The sequence below is a fragment of the Microbacterium sp. genome (assembly GCF_048259935.1).
Taxonomy (GTDB): Bacteria; Actinomycetota; Actinomycetes; order Actinomycetales; family Microbacteriaceae; genus Microbacterium.
Genome location: NZ_JBLXHF010000003.1, coordinates 288,351 through 310,730, shown reverse-complemented (window position 1 = coordinate 310,730; position 22,380 = coordinate 288,351). Strand labels below are relative to the sequence as shown.

The window sequence follows — 22,380 nt, the reverse complement described above, 5'->3', positions numbered from 1 at the left end:
GACGCTCAGCGCGCCTCGAGTGCGTCCGCGAAGTTGTTCAGGAACTCGGTGTACGTCTGGATGCCCTCGTTCGTGTACGTGTCGGCGGGCATGTAGACGATGTGGCCCTTGGTCACGGCGGTGACGTTTGCGAGCGCCTCCGAGTGCTCGAGAATGTCGGATGCCGGCGAGTAGTTCGGGTCATCGGAGGCGACAGCGGCGTCGCGATCCATCACCAGGATCCAATCCGGGTTCGAATCGGCGATCGCCTCGACCGCGATGTCGTCGCCCTGGTGGTCGTCGCTGGCTTCGGCGACCTCAAGAGCGGGAGTGAGCTCGAGGAAATCGAATACCGGTCCGAGCGTGCGGCCGACATGTGGTGCGAGGTAACCGATCTCGCCGCCCGAGGTGGTGACGGCCATCACGCTCTCTCCGTCGTACGCCTTCTTGACGCGGGCGATCGCGTCGTCGAGCGCGTCTGTGAGCTCCTTCGCCTCGGTCTGCTTTCCGAAGATCTCGCCGAGGACGGTGGTCTGGCGCTTGAGCTCCTCATCGAAGGGCTCACCCTCGCGGGGGTCGAGTTCGAGAACCGTGGCATCCGGTGCGTAGCTGACGAAGTCGTCGTGGAACTGGGCGAAGCGCTGACCGTTGATGATGAGGTCGGGTGCGACGGCGACGATCGCCTCGAGGTTGGGTTCGCGGTGGTTGCCGAGGTCGATGATCGACGAGTCCTCGGTGTACGAGATCGTGCTCGGCATGAGAGCCACGGCACCAGCTGTCAGCTCGATGCCCCAGGAATCCAGAGTCTCGAAAGTGCGGTTGTCCGTCGCGACGACGGAGGTCAGCGGGAGGTCGAGCGTGTGCGTGCCGTTGTTGTCTTCGATCGTGATCGAGGTGGCTTCTGCCGCGGAGGTGGGCTGTTCAGGTTCTGCGGCGGGTGTCGAAGCGCAGCTCGCGAGAGCAAGTGCAGAGACGAGAACGGCGGATGCTGCGGCGTACACGCGTCGCGATGACATGGAGAAGCTCCTCTTGCTGTGGGGGCAGATGGTCGAGCTGGTTAAGGTAAGCCTTACCTTAACCGGGACTTAGTCAGGCTAGCCTAAGTTCATGACCACTTCGAAATCGTCTTTCTCGCTGGTGCGCACGCCTCTCGACCTCCAGTTCCGTACGGCGACTCTCACAGCGCGCGAGGTCCTCTCCCCGAACTATGTGCGCGTGCGGCTCGAAGGCGACGACCTGTACGGCTTCACGTCGCTCGGCAGCGACGATCACATGCGCCTCTTCTTCCCCGATGAGACTCCAGATTCGGTCGAGGAGATGCGGGCTGCCCCCAGCCGCGAGTACACGCCGCTGGTGTGGGACGAGAACTGGCTCGAAGTCGAGTTCGCGATCCACGGTGACGAAGGCGTCGCTGCTCGTTGGGCGGCGACCGCTCCGATCGGATCACAGATCGGTGTCGGCGGGCCGCGCGGCTCTGCCGTGCTCACCGGCACGCCCGGCTCGTGGTTCTTGGCAGGCGATGAGACAGCGATTCCTGCAATGCGCCGCTTCGCCGCACTGATCGGCGATCAGCCCGCACGCATCGTCGTCGAGGTTCGCGGCTCAGAAGACGAGATCGCGTTCGATGCTGCGGTGAAGGTCGAGTGGCTGCACCGCGGCGATTCACCCGCAGGTTCCGCACTGATCTCGTTCCTCGAAGGTCTTAAGGAATCGGATGCCGTCGGCGAGGACCCGTTCGTCTTCGTCGCCGCCGAGCAGTCGGTCGTCAAACCCGGCCGCGCCCTGCTCGCCCGCTGGGGCGTCGAGACCGATCACGCCATCGTCAAGGGGTATTGGAAGCGCGACGAGAACGAATACCACGCTCCGCACTGATCGCCTGCGCACCGACCGATTCACACGAGCGGCGCGGCCTCGAGGCCAGGGGCCCGATCGGTGAAGGCCTGCTTCGGCACGAACACCAGGAGCACCGCCGCGGCGAGCGCGGTGACGCCGCAGACGATCCACACGATGAAGTAGCCCTCGAGCGAGCCGGCGGTACCTTCGGTTCCCCCGGCTGTCGCGGCGACACCGTGCAGCAGCGCGATGCCGAACACGCAGGATGCGATCGCCCCGCCGATCGTCTTGACCGAGTTGGTGAGGCCGGTGGCAACACCGGTCTGCGTGTCGGGCGCGGCGGATGCTGCGGCCGCCGGCAGCGCAGCCACCAGGGCTCCGGAGCCGAGCCCGACGATCATCATGTTGGTGACGGCCTGCAGGTAGGTGTCATGGAACGGCAGGAAGAGTAGGAACCCGACGCCGACGAGGATGGATGCTCCAAGCAGAGTGAGGCGAGGGGTCGCGAGACGGGCGATCACGGGGAACAGCAGGGCGCCGATGATCATGCCGATCAGATAGATGCCGATCACGAGCGAGGTGGCGAAACCGGTCGCTCCCAGCCCGTATCCGTATACCGCCGGGTCGGTCCGGACGAACGTCGACAGCGGCGCCTGCGCGCCGAGCACGCTGACGCCGAAGAGTCCGGCAGTGAGGAAGACCGGCCTGAGTGCGGGCGAGCGGAACATGCGCACATCGATCAGCGGGTCATCGTGACGCAGCTCCCACAGCGCGAACGGCACGATCAGCGCCAGCCCTAGCACGACGACGGCCCAGGACCACGGGTTCGCCAGTCCCCCATCGAGCCGCAGCAGGCTGAGGCCTCCGGTGAAGCAGATCAGCGCCATCGAGATCAGCACGAGTCCGACCGTGTCGAGCACGCCGCCGGTGGAATCGGGCGATTCCTTCACTCCGAACAGGATGACGAAGAAGCACACCACGATGAGCAGAGCCGGGATCAGCAGCACGATCGTCAGCGGCAGCACATCGATGAGAGCACCGCCGACAAGCGCGCCGATGATGGCACCGGCCTCGAGAGAGGCGACCAGCATTCCCGCTGCCCGCGCGGTGATGGCGGACCGCCCTTCCATCCGCCGCGACCGTGACCAGATCAGTGCGATCTCCAGCGGCAGCCATACGACGTAGAAACCCATCAGAGTCCACGCAATGAGGAAGACCCAGAAGGAGTCTGTGAACGGCAGAGCGAGGGCTGCGGCGCCCGTGAGTGCGGTGGAGATCAGCAGCATCCGCTTGTGGCCGATCATGTCGCCGAGCTTGGCGAAGGCGGGAACGACGAGAGCCGACAGCATGAGCTGGGTGCCCTCGAACCAGTTCACATCGGCGTCGTGGATCTGCAGGTGCCGTGCGATGTCCGACAGCATCGGCGTGTAGTAGCCCTGCAGCACACCACTGGTGAACTCGACGAAGGCGAGGAATCCGACGACGGCGGTCAGGGCGCCGAGAGTGACCTTACGAGACATCCGCGTCCTCATTCAGCTTTTCGAGCAGTGCCCGGTGGAATATCTCGCCCCGCTCGAGCGTCGCGATCTCGACATTCTCGTCGACGCCGTGGATAGACGCGCGCTGCGCGTTGGACATCTCCAGCGGTGCGAAGCGGTAGACCGTCGGGGTGAAGCGGTGGAAGTGGCGCGAATCGGTCGCCGCCATCATCACGTACGGCACCGGCCGCACACCGGGGAAGGCGTCCTCGAGCGCACGCCCCAGCAGCGCGAACTGCGCGTTGTCGGTGGGCGATTCCGGAGACGGCTCGCTGCCTTCAAGGACCTCGATCAAGACGAGCGGGTCGCGGATGCGGCGGCGAACGCGCGTGACGGCGCCCTCGACGGTCTCGCCGAGCGCGATGCGCAGATTCACCGTGGCGGATGCCTGTGAGGGGATGACGTTCGCCGCTGTTCCGCCGGACTGCATAGTGGGCGCGATCGTGGTGCGCACCATGGCGGCGGGCTCGCCACCGAGGGCGGCGAACACCCGGCCGGTGAGCGGCGGCACGGCGGCGAGCACCTTCAACAGCAACCGTGACGGGCCAGAGGTCTGCTCGGAGAACAGCGACAGCATCCGAGGGATCGCTTTCGGCGTGCGCGGGCGGAACGTTCCGGCGCTGAGGCGATTGACCGCACGCGCGATGCGACGCACCGCCGTCAGCGGGGGCGGCGCGGAGGCGTGCCCGCCGTCGCCGCGCGCGCTGAGCTTGAGCGTCAGCACGCCCTTCTCGCCGACGCCGATCATCGCGGCCCGTCCCTGCACGAACGCCAGTGGCGCGTCGACGACGGCGCCGCCCTCATCGAGGACGAGCCACGGCACGATTCCGCGCTTCTCGAACGCACGCGAGATCTCTGCTGCGGCGGCGCCGAAGGTCTCTTCATTGCCGCCGAACGAGAGATAGACGTCGCGGGCGGGTGCGAAGCCGGTTGCGAGCAGGTTCTCGACCGCTTCGAGCACGACGATGAGCGGGCCCTTGTCGTCGAGGGTGCCGCGGCCGAACACCCGGCCGTCGGCGATGACGCCCGCGAAGGGCGGATATGTCCAGGGGTCTGACTCGTCGACGGGCACGACGTCGTAGTGCGCCATGAGCACGAGGGGTGCGGCGTCGGAAGCGCCCTTCCAGTGGAACAGCAGCCCGAGATCGGTGTGCCGTTCGAGTACGAGATGCGCGTGGGTGAGCGGGTACAGCTCAGCGATCAGGGCGACGAAATCATCGAACGGCCGCATGCCGCGCTCTTCGAGTTCGGCGGAGACGGTCGGCAGCTGGATCATGCGGGAGAGCCGCTCGGCGATGCCAGAGCGGGCGACGACTGCGTCCATTTCTTCATGCTATCTGTGCGCATCGGCCTCCCTGCCGCCGAAAACGTGCCCGCAGTACAGTCGAGTCCATGAGGATAGCCATCGCAGGTGGAACAGGAGTCGTCGGCGCACCGACGGTCGATGCGGTGCAGGCCGCCGGTCACGAGGCCGTGATCCTTGCCCGCTCGCGGGGCGTGGATCTGCTCACCGGCGTCGGGGTGGATGCTGCGCTCGACGGCGTCGACGCAGTGATCGACACCCTGAATGTGACCACACTGAGCGCAGATGCAGCCGTCGAGTTCTTCACGAAGGCGACCAGCAACCTCATCGCGGCATCCGAGCGCGCCGGCGTCACCCACGTCGTTCTGCTGTCGATCGTCGGCATCGACCGAATCCCAGTCGACTACTACGCCGGAAAGCTGGCTCAAGAGAAGGTCGTCGAACGGTCTGCGGTGCCATGGACGATCCAGCGCGCCACACAGTTCCACGAATTCGCGGCGCAGATGTTCGCGCGGGCGAAGTTCGGCCCTCTGCACCTCGCACCTCGAGCCCGTACGCAGCCGGTGGCCGCCGCCGAAGTCGGCGAGAGGTTGGCGTCGCTCGCCGCAGGCGCACCGCAGGGTCGAGCGCGCGACTTCGCCGGTCCCCGCGAAGAGGCTCTGGATGCCATGGTCAAGGCTTACGCAAAGCGCGCCGGGTATCGCGGTTGGGTGCCGTCTGTCAGCATTCCCAGCGCGCAGATGAAGGGAATGCGCGAAGGCCTCGCCCTGCCGGGCCCGGACGCCGATCTCGGCAGCCAGACCTTCGCCGACTGGCTCGCCGCGCGGTCAGCCTGACGCTCAGGTCGCAATCTGTGCCGCTTTCGCGCGCCCAAAGCGGCATAATTCGCGACCTGAAGTGAGTCATCGCCGGTCGGGTTCAGATCGTGGGGACTCCCACCGCCGGATGCAGCGTCTCCGGAGCGCGTGCGGCAAGCTCCGCCGCCGTCGACAGGACGACCCCTCGCATGGCACGTGCGGCGACCGTGGGAGTCACATCCGACCTGTGCGCAATGCCGATCGTGCGAGTGAGCACCGGGTCGATCAGCCGCACCGCGCGCAGCGCAGGGCGATCGACCAGAACCGTCGCCGGCACGACCGCGACCCCGATCCCCCGCTCGGCGAAGCGGAGCACAGCATCCATCTCGCCGCCCTCGACCACCACCTGCGGACTCAGCCCCGCCGCGCGGAATGCCGCGTCGGTCACAACGCGCAGGTCGTAGCTCTCCGCCAGAGCGATGAACGGCAGGTCCGCGAGATCAGTGAGCGAGACCTCCCGCTCGGCGACCGGAGGGACGTCTGCCGATGACACCACGACGAGGTCTTCACTGATCAGCGGCTCGGTCACGAGCACCGGCCCCATGACCGGCGAGCGCTCCGAGAGGGTGATCAATGCCATATCGACGTTGCCGGTGGCCAGCTGTTCGATGAGCAGATTCGTGCCGCCCTCGACCAGTTGGATCTCGATGCCGGGGTGTGCGACGCGGAAGGTGCGAAGCACTTCGGGCACGAGGCTGATGCACAGCGTCGGCGCCGCGCCGAGGCGCACGCGTCCGCGCTGGAGCCCGGCGAGCTCCGCCATCTCCGTGCGGATCGCATCGGCATCCGCCAGCATTCGACGCGCACGCGGAAGCAGCGTCTCACCAGCCGCAGTCAGCGAGATATTGCCGCGGGCGCGGTGAAACAGCTCAGCTCCGAGCTCCTGCTCCAGTGTCGAGATCTGCCGACTCAGCGACGGCTGCGCGAGGTGCAGCCTCTCGGATGCGCGGGTGAAATGACCGAGTTCGGCGACGGTGACGAATCCTTTGAGCTGTTCCAGATTCATGCCCTCAGCGTATCGTCGCGAGCTTTGCAATGCGCTGGCGTGATCGCCGATGCGCAACCGCTCACACCCGGCGTTCAGCGGCCACGGAGGTCGCGCACAGCATCGATGATGCAGAATCGTTACCTTGTGCGCTCGACCCGAGAGCGCGCACACGCCGCCTCGAGAGCGGCCCCCACCACGTTTAAGGATCGTTACGTTCGTCATGTCTGAAACTTCTTTGACCTCTTCTGCCCGCCGTCGCCTCGTTGCACTCACTCTCGTCGCTGGCGCGGCCCTCGGCGTCCTCGCGACCGCTGGCCTCGCAACGGCGGTGCCGGTTGCCGCGGACGTATCCGGGCGCACAGCGGTCACGGATCGCAGCGAACTGCGCGCCGAACTGGCCAGTTCCGCCGCAACAGTCGAGCGTGGGCGCGATGCCGTGGCCGCAGCATCGGCCGCCGTGGCGGAGGCGAAAGCATCCGGTTTCGATCTTGGCGCCATCACGATCGATACCAGCGGGCTGGCTAATGTTCTCAATGCGCTCTCCAGCGATGAAGCGGTCGGGCCCACCCGCGCCGTCCTGACGGCGAACACGCTGGTCGAGACGGAAATCGCCACCGCCAATGTCGCCGAGCTGCGCGGACGGCTGGATGCCGCGATCGCGCAGAAGCAGGCCGAAGAGGCCGCCGCCGCAGAAGCTGCCGCGCAGGCCGCGGCGCTTGCCTCAGCGAACACTCCCGACGGTGCGCGTTCGGTCGCAGCGACCATCGCCGCCAGCGAATACGGCTGGGGAGCCGACCAGTTCTCTTGCCTCGACTCGCTGTGGACGAAGGAATCCGGCTGGGACTACCAGGCGTACAACCCGTCCGGCGCGACCGGCATCCCCCAGGCGCTGCCCGGAGACAAGATGTCTAGCGCAGGAGCCGACTGGCAGAGCAACGCCACGACCCAGATCCGCTGGGGCCTGGGCTACATCGCCAGCGTCTACGGCACCCCGTGCTCGGCCTGGGGCCACTCGCAGGCGATGAACTGGTACTGAGTCAAACCCTCTACCTGTCAAGGCCCCTTCGCTCGTCGCACCGCGCGCCTATCGTCGCAATCTACGACGGTGCCGCAGCCAACCACGGCGGTGCCCCTGATGTGCAAGGGAGAAGACGATGCCTCGCGATGCCAATTCACGGCTGAAGGATCCAGAGCTCTATCAGGAGCTGAGGGATGACGGCGCGTCCAAGGGGAAGGCCGCGCGCATCTCCAACGCGACCGGCGGTACGAAGAAGGGTCGCTCCGAGGTCGGCCGACGCGGTGGAGAAGCGGGCGACTACGAGGACTGGACGGTCGACGAGCTGCGCAAGCGCGCCAAAGAACTCGGGATCACCGGGTACTCGGGCAAGCGCAAGGCCGAGATCATCAAGATGCTGCGCAGCCACTGACAGTTGCGGCCGCGCGCGTCAGATATCACCGTCGAAGCATGGCGTCAAGCCCCACGACGGGATGGTTGTCGCCCTGCCACGCTCAGGGATGTCGAAAGGACAAGCTCTTGCTCGTCCGACACACACTGCAAGGAGAACAACCATGAATATCGCTCTCATCATCATCATCGTCGTCGCCGTCATCCTGGCGATCGTCGGTGGACTGAACGCCGCTCTCAACTGGTTGCTCTGGGTAGCACTGATCGTCGGAGTGATCGCGCTCATCGCGTTCCTGTTCCGAGTCATCGGTGGTCGAAACCGCGTGTGACCTGAAACCCGCCTGAGTTCTGACACACGACCCGATCACCCCCTCTTGCATGAGGTGGGTGATCGGGTCGCGGCATCTCCCCCTGTGGCAGCCGGGCGTCCAGTGGTATATCTGAACCATGTCGCTCAGTGAGCTCTACCAGCAGGCACGTGCAGACACACCAGACAAGACGGCCCTCACCTTTCGAGATGCGTCGCTGTCCTTTCGCGAGCTCTCAGATGCCGTCGACCGCTCAGCCAGGCGTCTCCGCCACCTCGGCATCGGGCATGGCGATCGCGTCGCGATCTTCATGCGCAACCGATCCGAGTTCATCGAGCTGTATCTCGCGTGCTTCTGCATCGGAGCCATCGCCGTCCCGCTCAATCACCGCTTCCAAGCCGATGAGGTCGCGTTCGCCTGCAATCACTGCACCGCAGCGCTGCTCATCACCGACGGACCGCTGTATCCACGCATCCAAGATGTGCAGACCGAGATCCCGACTCTCAAGGCGATCTATCTCTACGGTGACGTGCCGCCGGAGGTGACCGATTCGAGATGGGATGCCGTCGACACCGCGGATGCCGCAGAGTGGCCCACCATCGCCGACGACGATCCGGCCATGATCCTCTACACATCGGGCAGCACGGGAAAACCGAAAGGCGTCGTCCACACCCACGGGTCGATCCTCGACACGACAAAGGGCCGTGCGGCAACGCAACAGCTCTCAGCCGACGACATATCTCTGGCCGCCACCGCGATCTGCCACGGCGGCGGATCGATCGGTGTCACGTTCCCAACGCTGTACGCCGGCGGCAGCGTCGTGATTCTGGAGGAGAGCGAACCGGGCCTGTTCCTGGAAGCGCTCGCGAAGCATCGCCCAACGCGCACACTTCTGCTGCCTGCGCAGCTGCTCGACGCGGTCGAATCTCCCGAGGCTTCGGACGTGGACTTCAGCAGCCTGCGCGAAGTGCAGTGCGGCGGCGACCAGATCTCCCCCGACCTTTACACGCACTTCTCAGAGGTCGAGCGTCTCGAGCTGAATCAGGCGTACGGCATGACTGAATGCGAGGGATGCAGCATGAACCCGCCGTTCGGTCTCATCAAGCGCGGCTCGATCGGACTGCCCCGCGAAGGCGTGGAGTTCCGCGTGGTGCGGGGTGGAAAGGACCTGCCCGACGGCGAGGTCGGCGAATTCCTGGTGCGGAGCAGGTCCGTGATGGCCGGCTATTGGAACGACCCTGAGAACACGGCGGCGGTGATGGTCGATGGCTGGCTGCACACTGGCGACCTCGGCAGCCGCGATGAAGAGGGCTATCTGCATTTCGCCGGTCGTATCAAAGAGGTCATCATCAAGGGCGGCTCGAACATCGCGCCCGGCGAGGTGGAGGATGTGCTCAACGCGCATCCGGACGTCGAGTTGAGCGGGGTCGTCGGTTCGCCCGATGAGAGACTCGGCTCGCTCGTGCATGCGTTTGTTCAGCTGCGTCCGGGTCTTGACGCTCCCCCGTCTGAGCAGGACCTCATCGCGTTCGCGTATGACCGACTGGCCGCCTATAAGGTGCCCGATCGCTGGACCTTCGTCGCCGATCTGCCCAAGAACAACGTGGGCAAGATCGACCGTAAGTCGCTGCACGCGCGGGCTGCCGAGCTCGATGCGGAGGACCCGAACCACTCGTGAGCTGATGAGCACCAGTACCCAGGTACTGGTGACCCTGCAGAACCCGCACCTCTCTCCGATGCCGTCGAGAGGGCACCGTTCCTACGCTTCTGAACATGCGAAAGGTACTGAATTGATTGCCGCCGAAGCGCTCGTGAAGCGCTACGGCACCAAGGTCGCCGTCGATGCGATCGACCTCACGGTGAAACCCGGCCAGGTCACGGGGTTCCTGGGACCCAACGGCGCGGGAAAGTCCACGACGATGCGAATGATCGTGGGGCTCGACCGTCCCACGTCGGGGACTGTGGAGGTGAACGGTCGCTCATATCGGGAGCATCCGGCACCCCTTCACGAGGTCGGCGTTCTGCTCGATGCGAAGGCCGCTCATCCAGGGCGTTCGGCGTACAAGCACCTGCTCTCCATCGCTGCCACCCACCACATCGGAGCATCCCGCGTGCGTGAGGTCCTGGGTCTCGCCGGTCTCGATTCCGTCGCCGGCAAGCGCATCGGCGGCTTCTCGCTCGGAATGGGCCAGCGACTGGGTATCGCTGCAGCGCTCCTCGGCGATCCCGAGACGATCATTCTCGACGAGCCGGTCAACGGACTGGATCCCGAGGGCGTGCGCTGGGTGCGCACCCTGATGAAGAGTCTGGCCGCAGAGGGACGCACCGTGCTCCTCTCTTCCCACCTCATGAGCGAGATGGCGCAGACCGCAGATCAGCTGATCGTGATCGGACGCGGCAGGGTCCTTGCGGACGGCCCGATCAACGAGATCATCTCGCGCGCCACCGCATCGGTGATCCGGGTCAGAACGCGGGAGGCGGAGCGTCTGATGGCGGCGACCACCGGCCCGGATGCCACCGTGTCTGTCCTGGCAGACGGCGCAGTCGAGATCTCCGGACTGACCGCCGAAGAGGTCGCCATCGCCGCCGCGGGCGCGGGCATCATGCTGCATGAAGTGGCCACAGTATCCGGATCGCTCGAAGAGGCGTATATCGCCCTCACCGCCGGTGAGGTCGAGTACCGATCATCCGACACCGCAGCAACAGGAGCACGCCGATGACAACTCTCGAGAAGAAGCGTGCGACCTTCGTTCCGCGCGCGGAACGCCTCACGTTCGGCGGGATCGTCCGATCCGAGTTCACCAAGATCACCAGCCTTCGCTCGACCATCGGTCTGCTGCTCGCGATCATCGTCTTCGGGATCGGCGTGAGCGTTGCGCTGGGTTTGACGATCGAGGGTGCGGGGCTACCCGACCAGCCGTCGGCAGGCTTCATGCTCGACCAGGTCACGCTCGGAACGGTCCTGTTCGGCCAGCTCATCGCCGCCATACTCGGCGTGCTCGTAATCAGTGGCGAGTACTCGAGCGGAACGATCCAACCGACGATGATCGCCGTCCCCGCGCGCTTGCCTGTGCTCTGGGCGAAGACGGTCGTCGTGTTCGCCATGGCGACAGCATCCGCGCTCATCGCGACGTTCGGATCCTGGGCCGTGACCTATCCGATGTTCAGCGCGTTCGGCCTCGAGATCGGTCTGACCGAACCGGGCGTAGTGATGTCGTTCATCGGCAGCTCCGTCTACGTCGGCCTCTCGGCTATTCTCGGGTTGGGCATCGGGACCCTGTTGCGCGGTGCCGCGGCGAGTGTCGCCACTGCGATCTCGGTGATGATGCTGCTGCCCCTCGTGCTGTCGGTTCTGCCCGCATCTCAGGCGGTGCGCAATCTTCAGCTTCTGTCCATGTCGAAAGCAGGAGATGCCATGAGCAATCCGATCGAGGATGCGGGGGGCTTCGTGGATCTCACGGCCGGGTTCGTGAGCCCGACGGCCGGTTGGCTCATCGCCATCGTCTGGGCCGCGAGCTTCCTCGCGCTGGGTGCGTTCCGACTGCGTCGGGGGGACGTCTGAACGCCCGGCTCGTCGATGCCATCATCCTGGTGGCATACGGGGTCGTTGCTCTGGGGCTGACTGTTCTCTCCCTCGAGCCGCCGTACGCCACGCCCCTGTGGGTGATGATCGTGTTGGCAGCCGGCGGTTTCACGACACTGGCTCTCCGTCATCGTCGCCCGTTCGTCGCCTTCGCCGCGGCGGTGACGCTCGCCGTCCTCTCGCTTGCCGTGGGATCGGGGGCGGAGACGCTCATCGCGGTGATCGCGATGTACTCCGCGGGTGTGAAGTGGCGCGCAGGGGTCACGTGGATGCTGTTCGGAGTCGCGGCGCTGTGCGGCGCGCTGGGAGCGTTCGCGCTGACCATGCGCGGCACCGTCGGCCCGCCGATGCTGGGGCTGCAGCCGCCGATTGCACCTCGTGACAGCCTGCAGGACTGGGCGAACTTCTTTGTGATCATCATCGTGGTGCTCTTGATCGCCACCCTGCTGGGCACCAGCATCGGCCACCGGCGCAGGTATGTCGCCGAGCTGGTGCACCGGGCGGAGCAGCTGGCGCGCGAGCGCGACCAGCAGGCCGAGACAGCACGCGCCCACGAGCGAGAGCGCATCGCGCGCGAGATGCACGATGTCATCGCGCACAGCCTTTCAGTCATGATCGCGATCTCCGACGGTGCGTATCTGGCCGCCGATACCCGCCCAGCGGAGGCGAAGGAAGCGATCGGTCACGTCGCCGAGACCGGCAGGAAGACGCTCGGCGAAGTGCGCCGGTTGCTCGGGTCGGTGCGGGCCGACGGTTCCGGAAATGAGCATGCTCCCCAGCCGGATGCTTCCCAGCTCGCATCCCTCGTGCAGGAATTTGTCACGGCGGGGCTTCCTGCACGACTCACTGTCACCGGTCAGGCTGTGCCAGACCCGGCGTTGGGCCTGACGGTCTACCGGATCGTGCAGGAGTCGCTGACCAACGTGCTGCGCCATGCGCGCGACGTCGAGGCGGTGACGGTCGCGGTGGCCTGGCAGACGGAAGAGGTGACGATCGTCGTTCAGGATGTGTCGTCGATTCCGTCCATGCCGTCGGATGCGGGGCGCGGGGTGCTCGGGATGCAGGAAAGAGTCGCTCTGTACGACGGTGAGATCGAGGCAGGGCCGTATGAGAACGGATGGCGAGTCTTCGCGCGTCTGCGATGGGAGGATCGGTGACCGTGACGGATGATATTCGGGTGCTTCTTGTCGATGACCAGGAGCTCGTGCGCTACGGCTTCCGGCTGATGCTCGAGGCAACCGACGGCATGGTGGTCGTCGGTGAAGCAGATGACGGGGCGGGGGCGATCGGCGCGGTCGAGCGCCTGCAGCCCGATGTCGTGCTGATGGACGTGCGGATGCCGGGCGTCGGCGGCATCGAGGCGACCAGGCAGATCACGAGCCGGCATCCCGACACACGCGTTCTGGTGCTCACCACCTACGACCTCGATGAGTACGCCTTCGGTGCGCTGCATGCAGGGGCCGCAGGCTTCCTTCTCAAAGACACCCGGCCTGACGGTCTTGTCGCGGCGATTCGCGCGGTCCATGCCGGCGACGCGGTCGTCTCGCCGCGCATCACCGCGAAGCTCATCGAGGCCGCCGCTCCCCATCTGGGCAGCCCCCGTGAGGAAGACGCCGATGACGCCCTATCAGCGCTGACCGCACGTGAGCGCGAGATCTTCGTGCTCATCGGCCGCGGGCTGACCAACAGCGAGATCGCCGCGAGCCTCTATCTCAGCGATTCGACGGTGAAGGCGCACGTCGGACGAGTGCTCTTCAAACTCGATCTGCGCAATCGGGTGGAGGCCGTCATCCGCGCCTACGAACTCGGCGTCGTCGGGGCGTAGCGCACTTCGCAGATGCTGATCCAGTCGTTCGCGCCGGAGGGATACAGCGGCGTCGTCACGTCGGCATCATCGAATGGCCGCCAGACGACCGGGACGACCGAGCCGTCGGACTCAGTGAGCGTGCCGCCCTCGCCGGCCATCACCGGATCCAGCCGACCCGAGTACAGGGCGACGATCTCGTGGCCGAGTTCGTCATTGAACCGGAAGATGTTCTCGACGATGCCAAGGTGGGTGAGGTCGAGGATGCGCGCGCCGAGTTCCTCGTCGACCTCGCGGACGATCGCTTCCCGATGCGTTTCGCCCAATTCGACGCTGCCCCCGATCAGTCGGTGAAACCCAGCCGGATTCTCGAGGCTGGGAGCGTTGACGCTGACGAGATGCCTGGTGCCATCAGCACTCGGAGCGATGAGCATGGCTTTCACCCGAATGTAGGAGCGATCGATCGTCATGCCTCCATCATCCTCGGCTAACCTCGACGCATGCCACTCGCGCTTGTCACCGGAGCCGCTCGCGCCAACAGCATCGCTGCAGGTATAGTCCCTCGCCTGGAAGCAGACGGCTGGGAGGTCGTGACCAGCGACCTCGCATCAGGTGACTATCCGTGCGACCTATCGGATGCCGCGGCACCCGCCGCTCTCATCGACCAGATCTCGCGTGAACGCGGAACCATCTCAGCCATGGTGCTCAGCCACGCTCATGACATCGAAAGCGGCATCCTGGACACCACCGCGGAGAGCTTCGACCAGCACGTCGCCGTCAATGCGCGCGCGTCTCTTCTGCTGATCGCCGCTTTCGCTCGCCAAGCGGATGCTTCAGGCGGTGCGATCGTCGCGTTCACGAGCGACCACACGACGGGCAACCTTCCGTATGGCGCGTCCAAGGGAGCACTTGACCGCATCGTCATCTCAGCAGCGCGCGAGCTCGGCCCTCACGGCATCTCCGCGAATGTCGTCAACCCTGGTCCGATCGACACCGGGTGGATGGACGATGAGACCCGTACGACTCTGACTGCGCAGCATCCGCTCGGCCGTTCAGGAACGCCCAGGGACATCGCGAGCGTGACGTCATTCCTTCTCTCAGAAGAAGGCCGCTGGATCAGCGGGCAGCTGCTTCACGTAGATGGCGGCTTCTCCGCCCGCTTCTGAGGGGCAATCAAGGTGTCCAAAAAGTTTTCGTGACCAAACCGTTGCATTCGTTACCCCGCCGTTATACAGTGATCACACGGTGAATGTTTGCTGTGGCATCCACCGCATGTGATTGCAGGACACTCTTGGTGCAAGGGACAAGGGCCGGTCGGGAGCCTCTCCGACCGGCCCTTCACCATTCCGTTACTCTTAGTGTCATGACGGACCGTAAACTCGCGCTCGAGGCGTGGGAAGGCCTGTTCCGCGCGCAACATGAACTATTCATGGCGATGGCTGCGGACTTCGAGAACACGCCGATCAGCCAAGCCGAGTACGACGTGCTCCTCACCGTCACTCGCGCACCCAACATGACCGTGCGCCTGCGCGAGGTGACGACGAACATGCTCATCAGCCAGCCGAGCGTCTCGCGCCTCGTCGACCGCATGGTCGGCCGGGGCCTCATCACGAAGACCTCCGACCCAGAAGACGGTCGCGGGGCCGTGCTGACTGCGACGGATGCTGGAGCGCGAAGCTTCCGCGAGGTGGCCACAGCCCACAGCCGATCCATCATCGAGCGCATGTCTCCTCTGAACGATGAGGAGCTGTGCGAACTGCGAAAGCTCACCGACAAGCTCCGCGGCCGCTGATTCCACAGTCTTCCCGCAGCTCGGCAGCGACCGGGCCATCTCTGGCATAGTCGTGTGTGCAGTCCGCGCACGAGCGGACTACCGGAGGGGGAAACTTACATGGAGATCGCCGGAGCTATCGGCATTCTGATTCTCGTCGGCATCGCTGTCGTCGTCCTGATCGTGGTCGGGTTGATCGTGCTGCTGTTCGCACGCAGCTGGATCAAGGTCGCCCGCGCTGACGAAGCGCTGGTCATCTCAGGGCGCAAACAGAGGGTGCAGCGCGCAATCGTCAACGCCGATGGCACGAGCAGTTCTGAGAGCGTCGACTCGCCTGTGACCGTCATCGTCAACGGCAAATCGCTCGTCAACCCGATCACGCAGCGTCACGAGATCATTTCGTTGCGCTCTCGTCAGGTGTCGCTGAACGCCGAAGCACAGTCACTCGACAGCGTGACGCTCAACGTCGATGGTGTGGCGATCGTGAAGATCGGCTCCGACCCGCTGTATGTCCGCCGCGCCGCAGAGCGCTTCGCCTCGCAGGATGCCGCGATCGAACAGTTCACCACCGAGCAGCTCGAGGGTGCACTCCGCGGCATCGTCGCGACGCTCTCGGTCGTCGAGCTCATGCGCGAGCGCAAGAAGTTCTCTGACCAGATCGCCGCTGACGTCTCACAGGAGCTCGCCGAGCAGGGGCTGATCCTCGACTCCTTCCAGATCAAGGGCATCACCGACGCGGTCGGTTACATCCAGTCACTCGGTGCGCCGGAGATCCAGTCGAAGCGTCAGTCGGCAGAGATCTCGCAGACGAACGCTGACCGCGCGATCAACCAGAAGATCATCGCCAACCAGGAGTCGAACCTGGTCGAGCAGACAGCTCTCGACACGAACACCGCGAATGCGAACGCTGGCATCGGCCGCGCCCGCGCCGAGGCTGAGCAGGCCGAACACCTCGCCCGCGCCCAGGCCGAGCAGGCCGTTCTGCAGCAGAACGCCGAGAACCGCCAGGCCCAGCTGGATGCCGACGTCAAGCGCGTCGCCGACGCACAGCGGTACGAATCCGAGACCCGCGCCCAGGCCGACCTCTACACCCGCGAGCGTGCCGCTGAGGCCGCCGCGATCGAGCAGGTCAAGCAGGCTGAGGCGCGCACCCGTATTGCCGAGCAGCAGGCTGAGGCCGACCGCGCCCGCGCCGCCGGTGAGGCCGCCGCAGCCGAATCGAAGGCGACGGGTGAAGCGAATGCACTGCGTGCTCTCGCCGACGCCGAGGCAGAAGCACGCCGCCTGCGCGCGAACGCCGAAGCCGATGCCATTCGCGCCGAGGGCGAAGCTCGCGCTGCCGCGACTGAAGCAGAGGCGAAGGCCATCGCTTCGAACCAGGAAGCCTTCCTCTCGCAGCGCGTACTCGATGTGCTGCCGTCGATCATGAGCGAGTTCGCCAAGGGCTACGCCACGATCGGCAACGTGTCGATCATCGGCAGCTCCGGCGAAGACGGCGCATCGAACGTCGTTGGTGCCGACAACGCGAAGGCGTTGAAGTCAGTCTTCGACAGCGTCAGCTCGGCAACGGGTCTCGATCTCGCCGCCATCATCCAGGGCCAGGCAGTCGGCCGCGGCATCGGCGATGGCATCGCGGGCGCCCAGACCAACACCCACGCGCAGCCCGCAGCCTCGAAGCCGGCGAAGGCGCCGAAGCCGAGGGCCACCGCACCGGCTTCCACACCTCCCGCGACAGACGCCGCCGCGGAGTAACCCCCAGAAGGCGTCGACGCGGATTCGTCCCCCTCCACCCCTTCTTCGTACCCGGTCGTACCCAGTCACCACTCATGCCAGTTGCTTTGCGCCGGATATGAGCGCGCATAACCGGCCGTTTTCATCTCGCCTGGCGCCGCACACCACCCCGCATCACGCACCGCACACACCACCTGGTCGCGGCGAGAGGCGAAGATAGAGAAGTGAGCAGCATCCCGTTCGATATCGCCGAGATCGGCGCAGGCCTCGTCTTCGCTGCCGCGCTCGGCGATCTCGACTCTGCGCTCGACCGAAGCCCGACCGTGGTCATCAGCGCGCCTCCCGGCACCGGAAAGACCACGCTCGCACCTCCAGTGCTCGCGAACCGCGTGCACGGTCGTGTGATCGTCACCCAGCCCCGGCGGGTTGCCGCCCGTGCCGCCGCCCGCCGGCTCGCACAGCTCGACGACTCCGAGCTCGGCACCCGGATCGGCTTCACCGTCCGCGGCGAGCGCTCCGTCAGCCGAGAGACGCAGATCGAATTCGTCACCGCCGGCGTGCTGCTGCGGCGCCTGCTCAGCGACCCTGGGCTCGACGGGGTCGACGCGGTCATCATCGATGAGGTGCATGAGCGCGCCCTCGAGACCGACCTGCTGATCGGGCTACTCACCGAGGTACGCGAGCTCCGCGATGACCTCACGCTCGTCGCGATGTCCGCGACGCTGGACGCCGAGAAGGTCGCCGCTGTCCTTGGCACCGATGAGCCCGCCCCGATCGTCACGCAGACCGTGCCGCAGCATCCGCTCAAGGAACGCTGGGCGCCCAGCCCGAATCCGCGGCTCGATGAGCGCGGCGTCACCTGGGGCTTTCTCGATCATGTCGCCGGCGTCGCGGCATCCGCTGCCCGAGAGCTGACCGGCGCAGACCCTGCGGCCGACGTCCTCGTGTTCGCGCCGGGTGCGCGTGAGGTCGCCGAGATCGCTCAGCGCATCCGCACAGCTGCCCGCGATTTCGATGTCCGCGAGCTGCATGGGCAGATGCCTGCGCGCGATCAGGATGCTGTCATCAGCGGGCGTGCGCCGACCGACACGCCTCGCATCATCGTCACGACCTCGCTGGCCGAATCGTCTCTGACCGTGCCCGGCGTCCGGATGGTCGTCGACACCTGTCTCTCCCGCGCTCCGCAGCGCGATGCCGCCCGCGGCATGACCGGACTGGTCACCGTACCCACCTCACGGGCCTCGGCGATCCAGCGGGCGGGCCGAGCGACCAGGCAGGGCCCTGGAATCGTCATCCGCTGCGTCGACGAGCGCACTTTCGCGGCCGCTCCCGCGCGTCCGGCTCCCGAGATCGCGACCGCAGATCTCACCGACGCGGCCCTGCTGCTGGCCTGTTGGGGAGCGCCCGGCGGCGCGGGACTGCGGATGCTCGACCCGCTCCCCGCCGACAGTCTGAGCGATGCCACCGCTGTGCTGCACGGCATCGGGGCGATTGACGACGAAGGGCGCGCGACCGATGAGGGGCGAGAGCTCGCCCGCATCCCCACCGATCCCCGACTCGCTCGCGCGTTGCGCGACGGCACGCCCCTCGTCGGCGCACGGTTCGCCGCCGAGGTCGTCGCACTGATCGGTGGCGACATCCGTGTCACCGGCGGCGATATCGCATCGACTCTCGTCGAGCTGCGCAACCGCCGGATGCCGGACTCGCGCCGCTGGACACAGGAGGTCGCCCGCCTACTGCGCAACGCGTCGTTCGCGAACGATGACCGCACTGGAGCGAGCACCCGCACAAGCACCGGTACGAGCACCGCCACGAGCAACCGCACGAGCACCGACGACGTCGGCCTGATCGTCGCTCTCGCTTTCCCCGAACGGATCGCACGGCGTGCGGAGCGCACGGCAGGAGGCGCAACCTTCTTGCTGGCCTCGGGAACCCGCGCGGGAATCACCGGCCCCCTCGCCGACGCGGAATGGCTCGCGGTCGCCGATGTCACGCGCGCGCAGGGACGCGCGGCAGCAGGCACCGGGGCGGTCATCCGCGCCGCCGCAGCGATCTCCGAAGAGCAGGCCGAGCTTGCGGCAAGTCATCTTCGCACTGACCGTGTCGAGGTGGAATTCACCGGTGGACGCGTCACAGCGCGCCGCGAGCGCCGCGTCGGAGCGATCGTCCAGACGTCCGTCCCGGTGCGCGCGCAGGCCGATGAGGGCGGGCGGGCCGCCGTGCGCCGCGCGCTCAACCGCAATGGCCTGGACGTCTTCACCTGGTCGGATGCCGCAGACGAGCTGCGCCGCCGACTTGCGCTGCTGCACCGCGTACTCGGATCGCCCTGGCCGAATGTCTCCGACTCAGCGCTGCTCGATGACCTCGAGACCTGGCTCGGACCGGAACTCGATGCTCTCGCCGGCGGTCAGCCGGCGGCCCGCGTCGATCTCGCCCAGGCGCTGAGGCGACTGCTGCCGTGGCCTGCGGCATCCGATTTCGACTCACTCGCCCCGGAGCGGCTCGAGGTCCCCAGCGGATCGCGCGTGCGCATCACCTACCCGCCGCTGGACGACGCGACCGCACGCCCCGTCGTGGCCGTCAAACTGCAGGAGTGTTTCGGATGGGCAGAGACGCCGCGGCTCGTCGGCGGACGCGTCCCGGTACTATTTCACCTGCTCTCCCCCGCCGCGCGCCCGCTCGCGGTGACGGATGACCTCGCCTCGTTCTGGTCGGGGCCCTACACGCAGGTGCGCGCGGAGATGCGCGGCAGGTATCCCAAGCATCCGTGGCCGGAGGATCCCTGGCAGGCTGCGCCGACGCGGCACACGACGAAACGCGCCGCACGCGGATAGACCGCACCCGAGTAGACCGACTCGTTCAGTCGATGACGAACACGTTGAGGCACACCCGATCGGGGTGCCGCTCCCCGGTGCCGACGAACAAGCGCGAACCGAGCCACGCCCAGGGTCCCGCCGGTGCCGAGAACTGCGGATACGAACGGAAGTAGATGCGCGCCGGATCTACCGTCTCGCCCTGCGCGAGCAAGGCCAGATCGGCTGCGGATCCCGTACGGATCCCCTGATTCTCGACGTAGATGCGAACACCGTCATCCGTGACGAATGCGTATTTCGCCTCGAGCGTCTGACGAGCATCCTCGTGCAGCACCTGGAAATCAGCGCCACCGGGCAGGACCGTTCCCGTGATCGAGGGTCCATGAACGGTCCCCCCGTTGATCGGCACGATACGACGATGCGCACCGGACACGATGCCGAGGTCGATCGGATCGGCGACCTCGACTTCAAGGCGTGCGAAGAAGGTCAGCGAAGGCGCGTGCGGCGTAACTGTCACGTCGACGATGTTGCCAGAGTCACCCCCGGCGCGGTGCACGGAATAACCGGCATCCCAAGCCGATAAAGACGGTTTGACCGCGTCAGGTCGCCGCACGAAACTGGGCGAGCATCCCGTCATGAGCGGGAATGCCGAATCGCAACGAAGCAGATCCGAAAGGTCGACGATGATCAGGCAGCTCGATGACGCACCACTCATCACTCTTGACGTCGAGTGCGTCCTGCGCGACGGCACCGTGCTGCGCGCGGACGTCTACCTGCCGAAGACCGACTCCCCCGTTCCCGCGTTGCTGCATCGCACGCCCTACGACAAGTCGCAGGTACCAGGGTCCGAGTACGTCGACATCGCACGGCTCGTTGCGAGCGGCTACGGCGTCGTCGTTCAGGATGTGCGCGGTCGCTACCGGTCCGACGGCGAGTTCAGCCCGTCGGCGAACGAAGCGCGAGACGGCGCCGACGCCGTCGCCTGGGTGGCGGACCTCGACTGGTGCGACGGCTCGGTGGGCATGTGGGGCGCGTCGTACACGGCGGAAGTCCAGTGGAGTGCGAAGAGCGAAGGGGCTCCCGCGCTCCGCGCCATGGCGCCCGCGCTCTCTCCCGCGCACAGCAGTTTCGACGGCTTCCGCTACCGCGGCGGGGCACGCGAGTTCGGCAGCATGGTCGGCTGGGCACTCGCTGCTTCCGACGACCGCATCGCCCGTCTGGCGGATGCCGAACGCGTCGAGGCCGAAACCGCCCACGCCGCTGTGCTCGCGGCTTTCACCGACCAGACGCTGTTCCGCGCAGCATCCTGGTCTCAGATCCCGCAGGGCGACCCGATGGTCGATTGGATGCTGCGTCAACTCGCCGAACCGCACGACTCCGACGCCCACGACCTGCACAAAATACACGCCGCGTACGACCGGATGGACGCTCCCGCGTTCCTGATCGGCGGCTGGTACGACGTCTTCCTCGGCTCGACTCTCGCGCACCACCGCAGCCTCGTCGCGCGGGCGGAGCGCGGCGAGGGCCCCGCCCCTGCGCTCCTCGTCGGCCCGTGGTCGCACATCGACCAGAGCGGACGGATCGGCGATGTCGACTACAGCGCGACCGGCTCGTCAAAGGACATCGGCGGCACGGGCAGCCTGACCGACTGGCATCTGGCCTGGTACGACAGCATCCTGCGCTCGCGCGACGAGAATCGGATGCCGGCGGTATTCGCCTTCGATACCGGCACCGCATCGTGGTGCGCACTGGAGAGCTTCCCGCCCGCCCACGAGGTCGAGTCCTGGTACCTCGGCGAGCGCGGTGCGCTCACCCAGGCCGTTCCGGCAGCCGGGCGCACCGACTTCGTCGCCGACCCGATCGACCCGGTGCCGACCATCGGCGGGCCGACCCTGCTGGCACCGCCGTACGTCGCGGGTCCCTTCGACCAGCGTCCGCTCTACACGCGCGACGACGTCGTTTCGTTCCGGTCAGCCCCCTTCACCGAGGCCTATCCGGTCGCAGGTCCCGTCGCCGCAGAGATCGCCTTCTCCACCTCGGGCGACGACGCCGACATCGTCGTGCGGCTGTGCGACGAGCATCCGGATGGATCGAGCATCCCGGTCGCCGACGGCATCGTGCGGCTGAGCGCGCGCGATATCGACCCCGACACCGGGCGCGGCGAGATCCGGCCGGTCCCGGCCGGCATGACCGCATCCGTCCGGGTGGACCTCTGGGCTGCGATGCACACCTTCGCGCCCGGACACCGCGCACGAGTCGATGTCACCTGGAGTTCGAGCCCCCGCTGGGACGTCAACCGACACGTCGTGGCGGATCCGTTCAGCGCCGATTACGCGCGCCCTGCCACTCACACCGTGCACCTCGGCGGCGCGCAGGCCTCGCGCATCGACCTGCCGCGGGCCATCGCCGCAGATCCACCGCACTGACCGCCGTCCCGCACACATCACGCATCACGCAATCCCGACCG

21 protein-coding genes are annotated in these 22,380 nt (G+C 66.5%); 15 read left to right on the top strand and 6 right to left on the bottom strand.

What is annotated here, in order from left to right:
• Positions 1 to 5 precede the first annotated feature (5 nt).
• Positions 6 to 995, bottom strand: a complete 990-nt coding sequence (locus ACN0RC_RS07140) for a siderophore ABC transporter substrate-binding protein (RefSeq protein ID WP_417510203.1) — start codon at positions 993 to 995, stop codon at positions 6 to 8.
• Between the two features lie 91 nt (positions 996 to 1,086).
• Here ACN0RC_RS07140 and ACN0RC_RS07135 point away from each other — a divergent pair, with 91 nt between their 5' ends.
• Positions 1,087 to 1,851 carry a siderophore-interacting protein gene (locus tag ACN0RC_RS07135; protein WP_417510201.1) on the top strand — a complete coding sequence of 255 codons (765 nt, stop codon included), beginning with the start codon at positions 1,087 to 1,089 and terminating at the stop codon, positions 1,849 to 1,851.
• Between the two features lie 20 nt (positions 1,852 to 1,871).
• On the opposite strand, the gene ACN0RC_RS07130 is transcribed toward ACN0RC_RS07135, so the two are convergent.
• Both ACN0RC_RS07130 and ACN0RC_RS07125 read right to left on the bottom strand, forming a co-directional pair.
• A complete protein-coding gene (locus tag ACN0RC_RS07130) occupies positions 1,872 to 3,332 on the bottom strand; it encodes an MFS transporter (RefSeq protein WP_417510200.1) in 1,461 nt (486 codons plus the stop codon).
• A complete protein-coding gene (locus ACN0RC_RS07125) occupies positions 3,322 to 4,674 on the bottom strand; it encodes a M20/M25/M40 family metallo-hydrolase (protein ID WP_417510198.1) in 1,353 nt (450 codons plus the stop codon). The genes ACN0RC_RS07130 and ACN0RC_RS07125 overlap by 11 nt, the downstream gene beginning before the upstream one ends.
• A 68-nt stretch (positions 4,675 to 4,742) precedes the next feature.
• On the opposite strand from ACN0RC_RS07125, the gene ACN0RC_RS07120 reads away from it, so the two are divergent.
• A complete protein-coding gene (locus tag ACN0RC_RS07120) occupies positions 4,743 to 5,489 on the top strand; it encodes an SDR family oxidoreductase (protein WP_417510197.1) in 747 nt (248 codons plus the stop codon).
• An 82-nt stretch (positions 5,490 to 5,571) separates the two neighbouring features.
• Here ACN0RC_RS07120 and ACN0RC_RS07115 read toward each other — a convergent pair whose 3' ends face one another.
• The gene (locus ACN0RC_RS07115) at positions 5,572 to 6,516 is read right to left on the bottom strand and encodes a LysR family transcriptional regulator (RefSeq protein ID WP_417510195.1); all 945 of its coding nucleotides are present in this window, start codon (positions 6,514 to 6,516) and stop codon (positions 5,572 to 5,574) included.
• A gap of 202 nt (positions 6,517 to 6,718) precedes the next feature.
• Here ACN0RC_RS07115 and ACN0RC_RS07110 point away from each other — a divergent pair, with 202 nt between their 5' ends.
• The 8 genes from ACN0RC_RS07110 (at position 6,719) to ACN0RC_RS07075 (ending at position 13,619) form a co-directional block, all read left to right on the top strand.
• On the top strand, positions 6,719 to 7,534 hold the full coding sequence (locus ACN0RC_RS07110) for a phospholipase (protein WP_417510193.1): 816 nt from the start codon (positions 6,719 to 6,721) through the stop codon (positions 7,532 to 7,534).
• Between the two features lie 118 nt (positions 7,535 to 7,652).
• Positions 7,653 to 7,925: a Rho termination factor N-terminal domain-containing protein gene (locus tag ACN0RC_RS07105; RefSeq protein ID WP_417510191.1), complete on the top strand. Its 273-nt coding sequence runs from the start codon at positions 7,653 to 7,655 to the stop codon at positions 7,923 to 7,925.
• 142 nt (positions 7,926 to 8,067) lie between these two features.
• Positions 8,068 to 8,232 carry a hypothetical protein gene (locus ACN0RC_RS07100; protein WP_417510189.1) on the top strand — a complete coding sequence of 55 codons (165 nt, stop codon included), beginning with the start codon at positions 8,068 to 8,070 and terminating at the stop codon, positions 8,230 to 8,232.
• A 118-nt stretch (positions 8,233 to 8,350) separates the two neighbouring features.
• On the top strand, positions 8,351 to 9,889 hold the full coding sequence (locus tag ACN0RC_RS07095; protein ID WP_417510187.1) for a class I adenylate-forming enzyme family protein: 1,539 nt from the start codon (positions 8,351 to 8,353) through the stop codon (positions 9,887 to 9,889).
• 112 nt (positions 9,890 to 10,001) lie between these two features.
• Positions 10,002 to 10,931 carry an ABC transporter ATP-binding protein gene (locus tag ACN0RC_RS07090; protein ID WP_417510458.1) on the top strand — a complete coding sequence of 310 codons (930 nt, stop codon included), beginning with the start codon at positions 10,002 to 10,004 and terminating at the stop codon, positions 10,929 to 10,931.
• A complete protein-coding gene (locus ACN0RC_RS07085) occupies positions 10,928 to 11,773 on the top strand; it encodes a hypothetical protein (protein ID WP_417510186.1) in 846 nt (281 codons plus the stop codon). Before ACN0RC_RS07090 ends, ACN0RC_RS07085 begins: the two co-directional genes overlap by 4 nt.
• 29 nt (positions 11,774 to 11,802) lie before the next feature.
• The gene (locus ACN0RC_RS07080; protein WP_417510184.1) at positions 11,803 to 12,951 is read left to right on the top strand and encodes a histidine kinase; all 1,149 of its coding nucleotides are present in this window, start codon (positions 11,803 to 11,805) and stop codon (positions 12,949 to 12,951) included.
• Positions 12,936 to 13,619 carry a response regulator gene (locus tag ACN0RC_RS07075; RefSeq protein ID WP_417510456.1) on the top strand — a complete coding sequence of 228 codons (684 nt, stop codon included), beginning with the start codon at positions 12,936 to 12,938 and terminating at the stop codon, positions 13,617 to 13,619. The genes ACN0RC_RS07080 and ACN0RC_RS07075 overlap by 16 nt, the downstream gene beginning before the upstream one ends.
• Here ACN0RC_RS07075 and ACN0RC_RS07070 read toward each other — a convergent pair.
• Positions 13,592 to 14,068: an NUDIX domain-containing protein gene (locus ACN0RC_RS07070; protein WP_417510183.1), complete on the bottom strand. Its 477-nt coding sequence runs from the start codon at positions 14,066 to 14,068 to the stop codon at positions 13,592 to 13,594. The genes ACN0RC_RS07075 and ACN0RC_RS07070 overlap by 28 nt on opposite strands.
• Positions 14,069 to 14,098: 30 nt before the next feature.
• Between ACN0RC_RS07070 and ACN0RC_RS07065 the strand changes: the two genes are divergently transcribed.
• From ACN0RC_RS07065 to hrpB, 4 genes are all read left to right on the top strand, one after another.
• Complete coding sequence (locus tag ACN0RC_RS07065; protein ID WP_417510181.1) at positions 14,099 to 14,764, top strand: SDR family oxidoreductase; 666 nt, start codon at positions 14,099 to 14,101, stop codon at positions 14,762 to 14,764.
• Positions 14,765 to 14,961: 197 nt separating this feature from the next.
• Positions 14,962 to 15,390 carry a MarR family winged helix-turn-helix transcriptional regulator gene (locus ACN0RC_RS07060; protein ID WP_417510179.1) on the top strand — a complete coding sequence of 143 codons (429 nt, stop codon included), beginning with the start codon at positions 14,962 to 14,964 and terminating at the stop codon, positions 15,388 to 15,390.
• A 99-nt stretch (positions 15,391 to 15,489) separates the two neighbouring features.
• Positions 15,490 to 17,121: an SPFH domain-containing protein gene (locus tag ACN0RC_RS07055; protein ID WP_417510177.1), complete on the top strand. Its 1,632-nt coding sequence runs from the start codon at positions 15,490 to 15,492 to the stop codon at positions 17,119 to 17,121.
• A 203-nt stretch (positions 17,122 to 17,324) separates the two neighbouring features.
• Positions 17,325 to 19,934, top strand: coding sequence for an ATP-dependent helicase HrpB (gene hrpB / locus ACN0RC_RS07050; RefSeq protein ID WP_417510175.1), 2,610 nt, complete (start codon positions 17,325 to 17,327; stop codon positions 19,932 to 19,934).
• A 25-nt stretch (positions 19,935 to 19,959) separates the two neighbouring features.
• On the opposite strand, the gene ACN0RC_RS07045 is transcribed toward hrpB, so the two are convergent.
• Positions 19,960 to 20,430: a DUF3237 domain-containing protein gene (locus tag ACN0RC_RS07045; RefSeq protein ID WP_417510173.1), complete on the bottom strand. Its 471-nt coding sequence runs from the start codon at positions 20,428 to 20,430 to the stop codon at positions 19,960 to 19,962.
• Between the two features lie 166 nt (positions 20,431 to 20,596).
• Here ACN0RC_RS07045 and ACN0RC_RS07040 point away from each other — a divergent pair, with 166 nt between their 5' ends.
• Entirely contained in the window at positions 20,597 to 22,339 is a 1,743-nt protein-coding gene (locus ACN0RC_RS07040) for a CocE/NonD family hydrolase (RefSeq protein ID WP_417510172.1), read from the top strand.
• The last annotated feature ends 41 nt before the right edge of the window (positions 22,340 to 22,380 follow it).

Coding starts and splice junctions, on each gene's coding strand:
- ACN0RC_RS07140 (WP_417510203.1), bottom strand. CDS start 995: ATGTCATCGCGACGCGTGTACGCCGCAGCATCCGCCGTTCTCGTCTCT.
- ACN0RC_RS07135 (WP_417510201.1), top strand. CDS start 1,087: ATGACCACTTCGAAATCGTCTTTCTCGCTGGTGCGCACGCCTCTCGAC.
- ACN0RC_RS07130 (WP_417510200.1), bottom strand. CDS start 3,332: ATGTCTCGTAAGGTCACTCTCGGCGCCCTGACCGCCGTCGTCGGATTC.
- ACN0RC_RS07125 (WP_417510198.1), bottom strand. CDS start 4,674: ATGGACGCAGTCGTCGCCCGCTCTGGCATCGCCGAGCGGCTCTCCCGC.
- ACN0RC_RS07120 (WP_417510197.1), top strand. CDS start 4,743: ATGAGGATAGCCATCGCAGGTGGAACAGGAGTCGTCGGCGCACCGACG.
- ACN0RC_RS07115 (WP_417510195.1), bottom strand. CDS start 6,516: ATGAATCTGGAACAGCTCAAAGGATTCGTCACCGTCGCCGAACTCGGT.
- ACN0RC_RS07110 (WP_417510193.1), top strand. CDS start 6,719: ATGTCTGAAACTTCTTTGACCTCTTCTGCCCGCCGTCGCCTCGTTGCA.
- ACN0RC_RS07105 (WP_417510191.1), top strand. CDS start 7,653: ATGCCTCGCGATGCCAATTCACGGCTGAAGGATCCAGAGCTCTATCAG.
- ACN0RC_RS07100 (WP_417510189.1), top strand. CDS start 8,068: ATGAATATCGCTCTCATCATCATCATCGTCGTCGCCGTCATCCTGGCG.
- ACN0RC_RS07095 (WP_417510187.1), top strand. CDS start 8,351: ATGTCGCTCAGTGAGCTCTACCAGCAGGCACGTGCAGACACACCAGAC.
- ACN0RC_RS07085 (WP_417510186.1), top strand. CDS start 10,928: ATGACAACTCTCGAGAAGAAGCGTGCGACCTTCGTTCCGCGCGCGGAA.
- ACN0RC_RS07075 (WP_417510456.1), top strand. CDS start 12,936: ATGGGAGGATCGGTGACCGTGACGGATGATATTCGGGTGCTTCTTGTC.
- ACN0RC_RS07070 (WP_417510183.1), bottom strand. CDS start 14,068: ATGACGATCGATCGCTCCTACATTCGGGTGAAAGCCATGCTCATCGCT.
- ACN0RC_RS07065 (WP_417510181.1), top strand. CDS start 14,099: ATGCCACTCGCGCTTGTCACCGGAGCCGCTCGCGCCAACAGCATCGCT.
- ACN0RC_RS07060 (WP_417510179.1), top strand. CDS start 14,962: ATGACGGACCGTAAACTCGCGCTCGAGGCGTGGGAAGGCCTGTTCCGC.
- ACN0RC_RS07055 (WP_417510177.1), top strand. CDS start 15,490: ATGGAGATCGCCGGAGCTATCGGCATTCTGATTCTCGTCGGCATCGCT.
- ACN0RC_RS07040 (WP_417510172.1), top strand. CDS start 20,597: ATGATCAGGCAGCTCGATGACGCACCACTCATCACTCTTGACGTCGAG.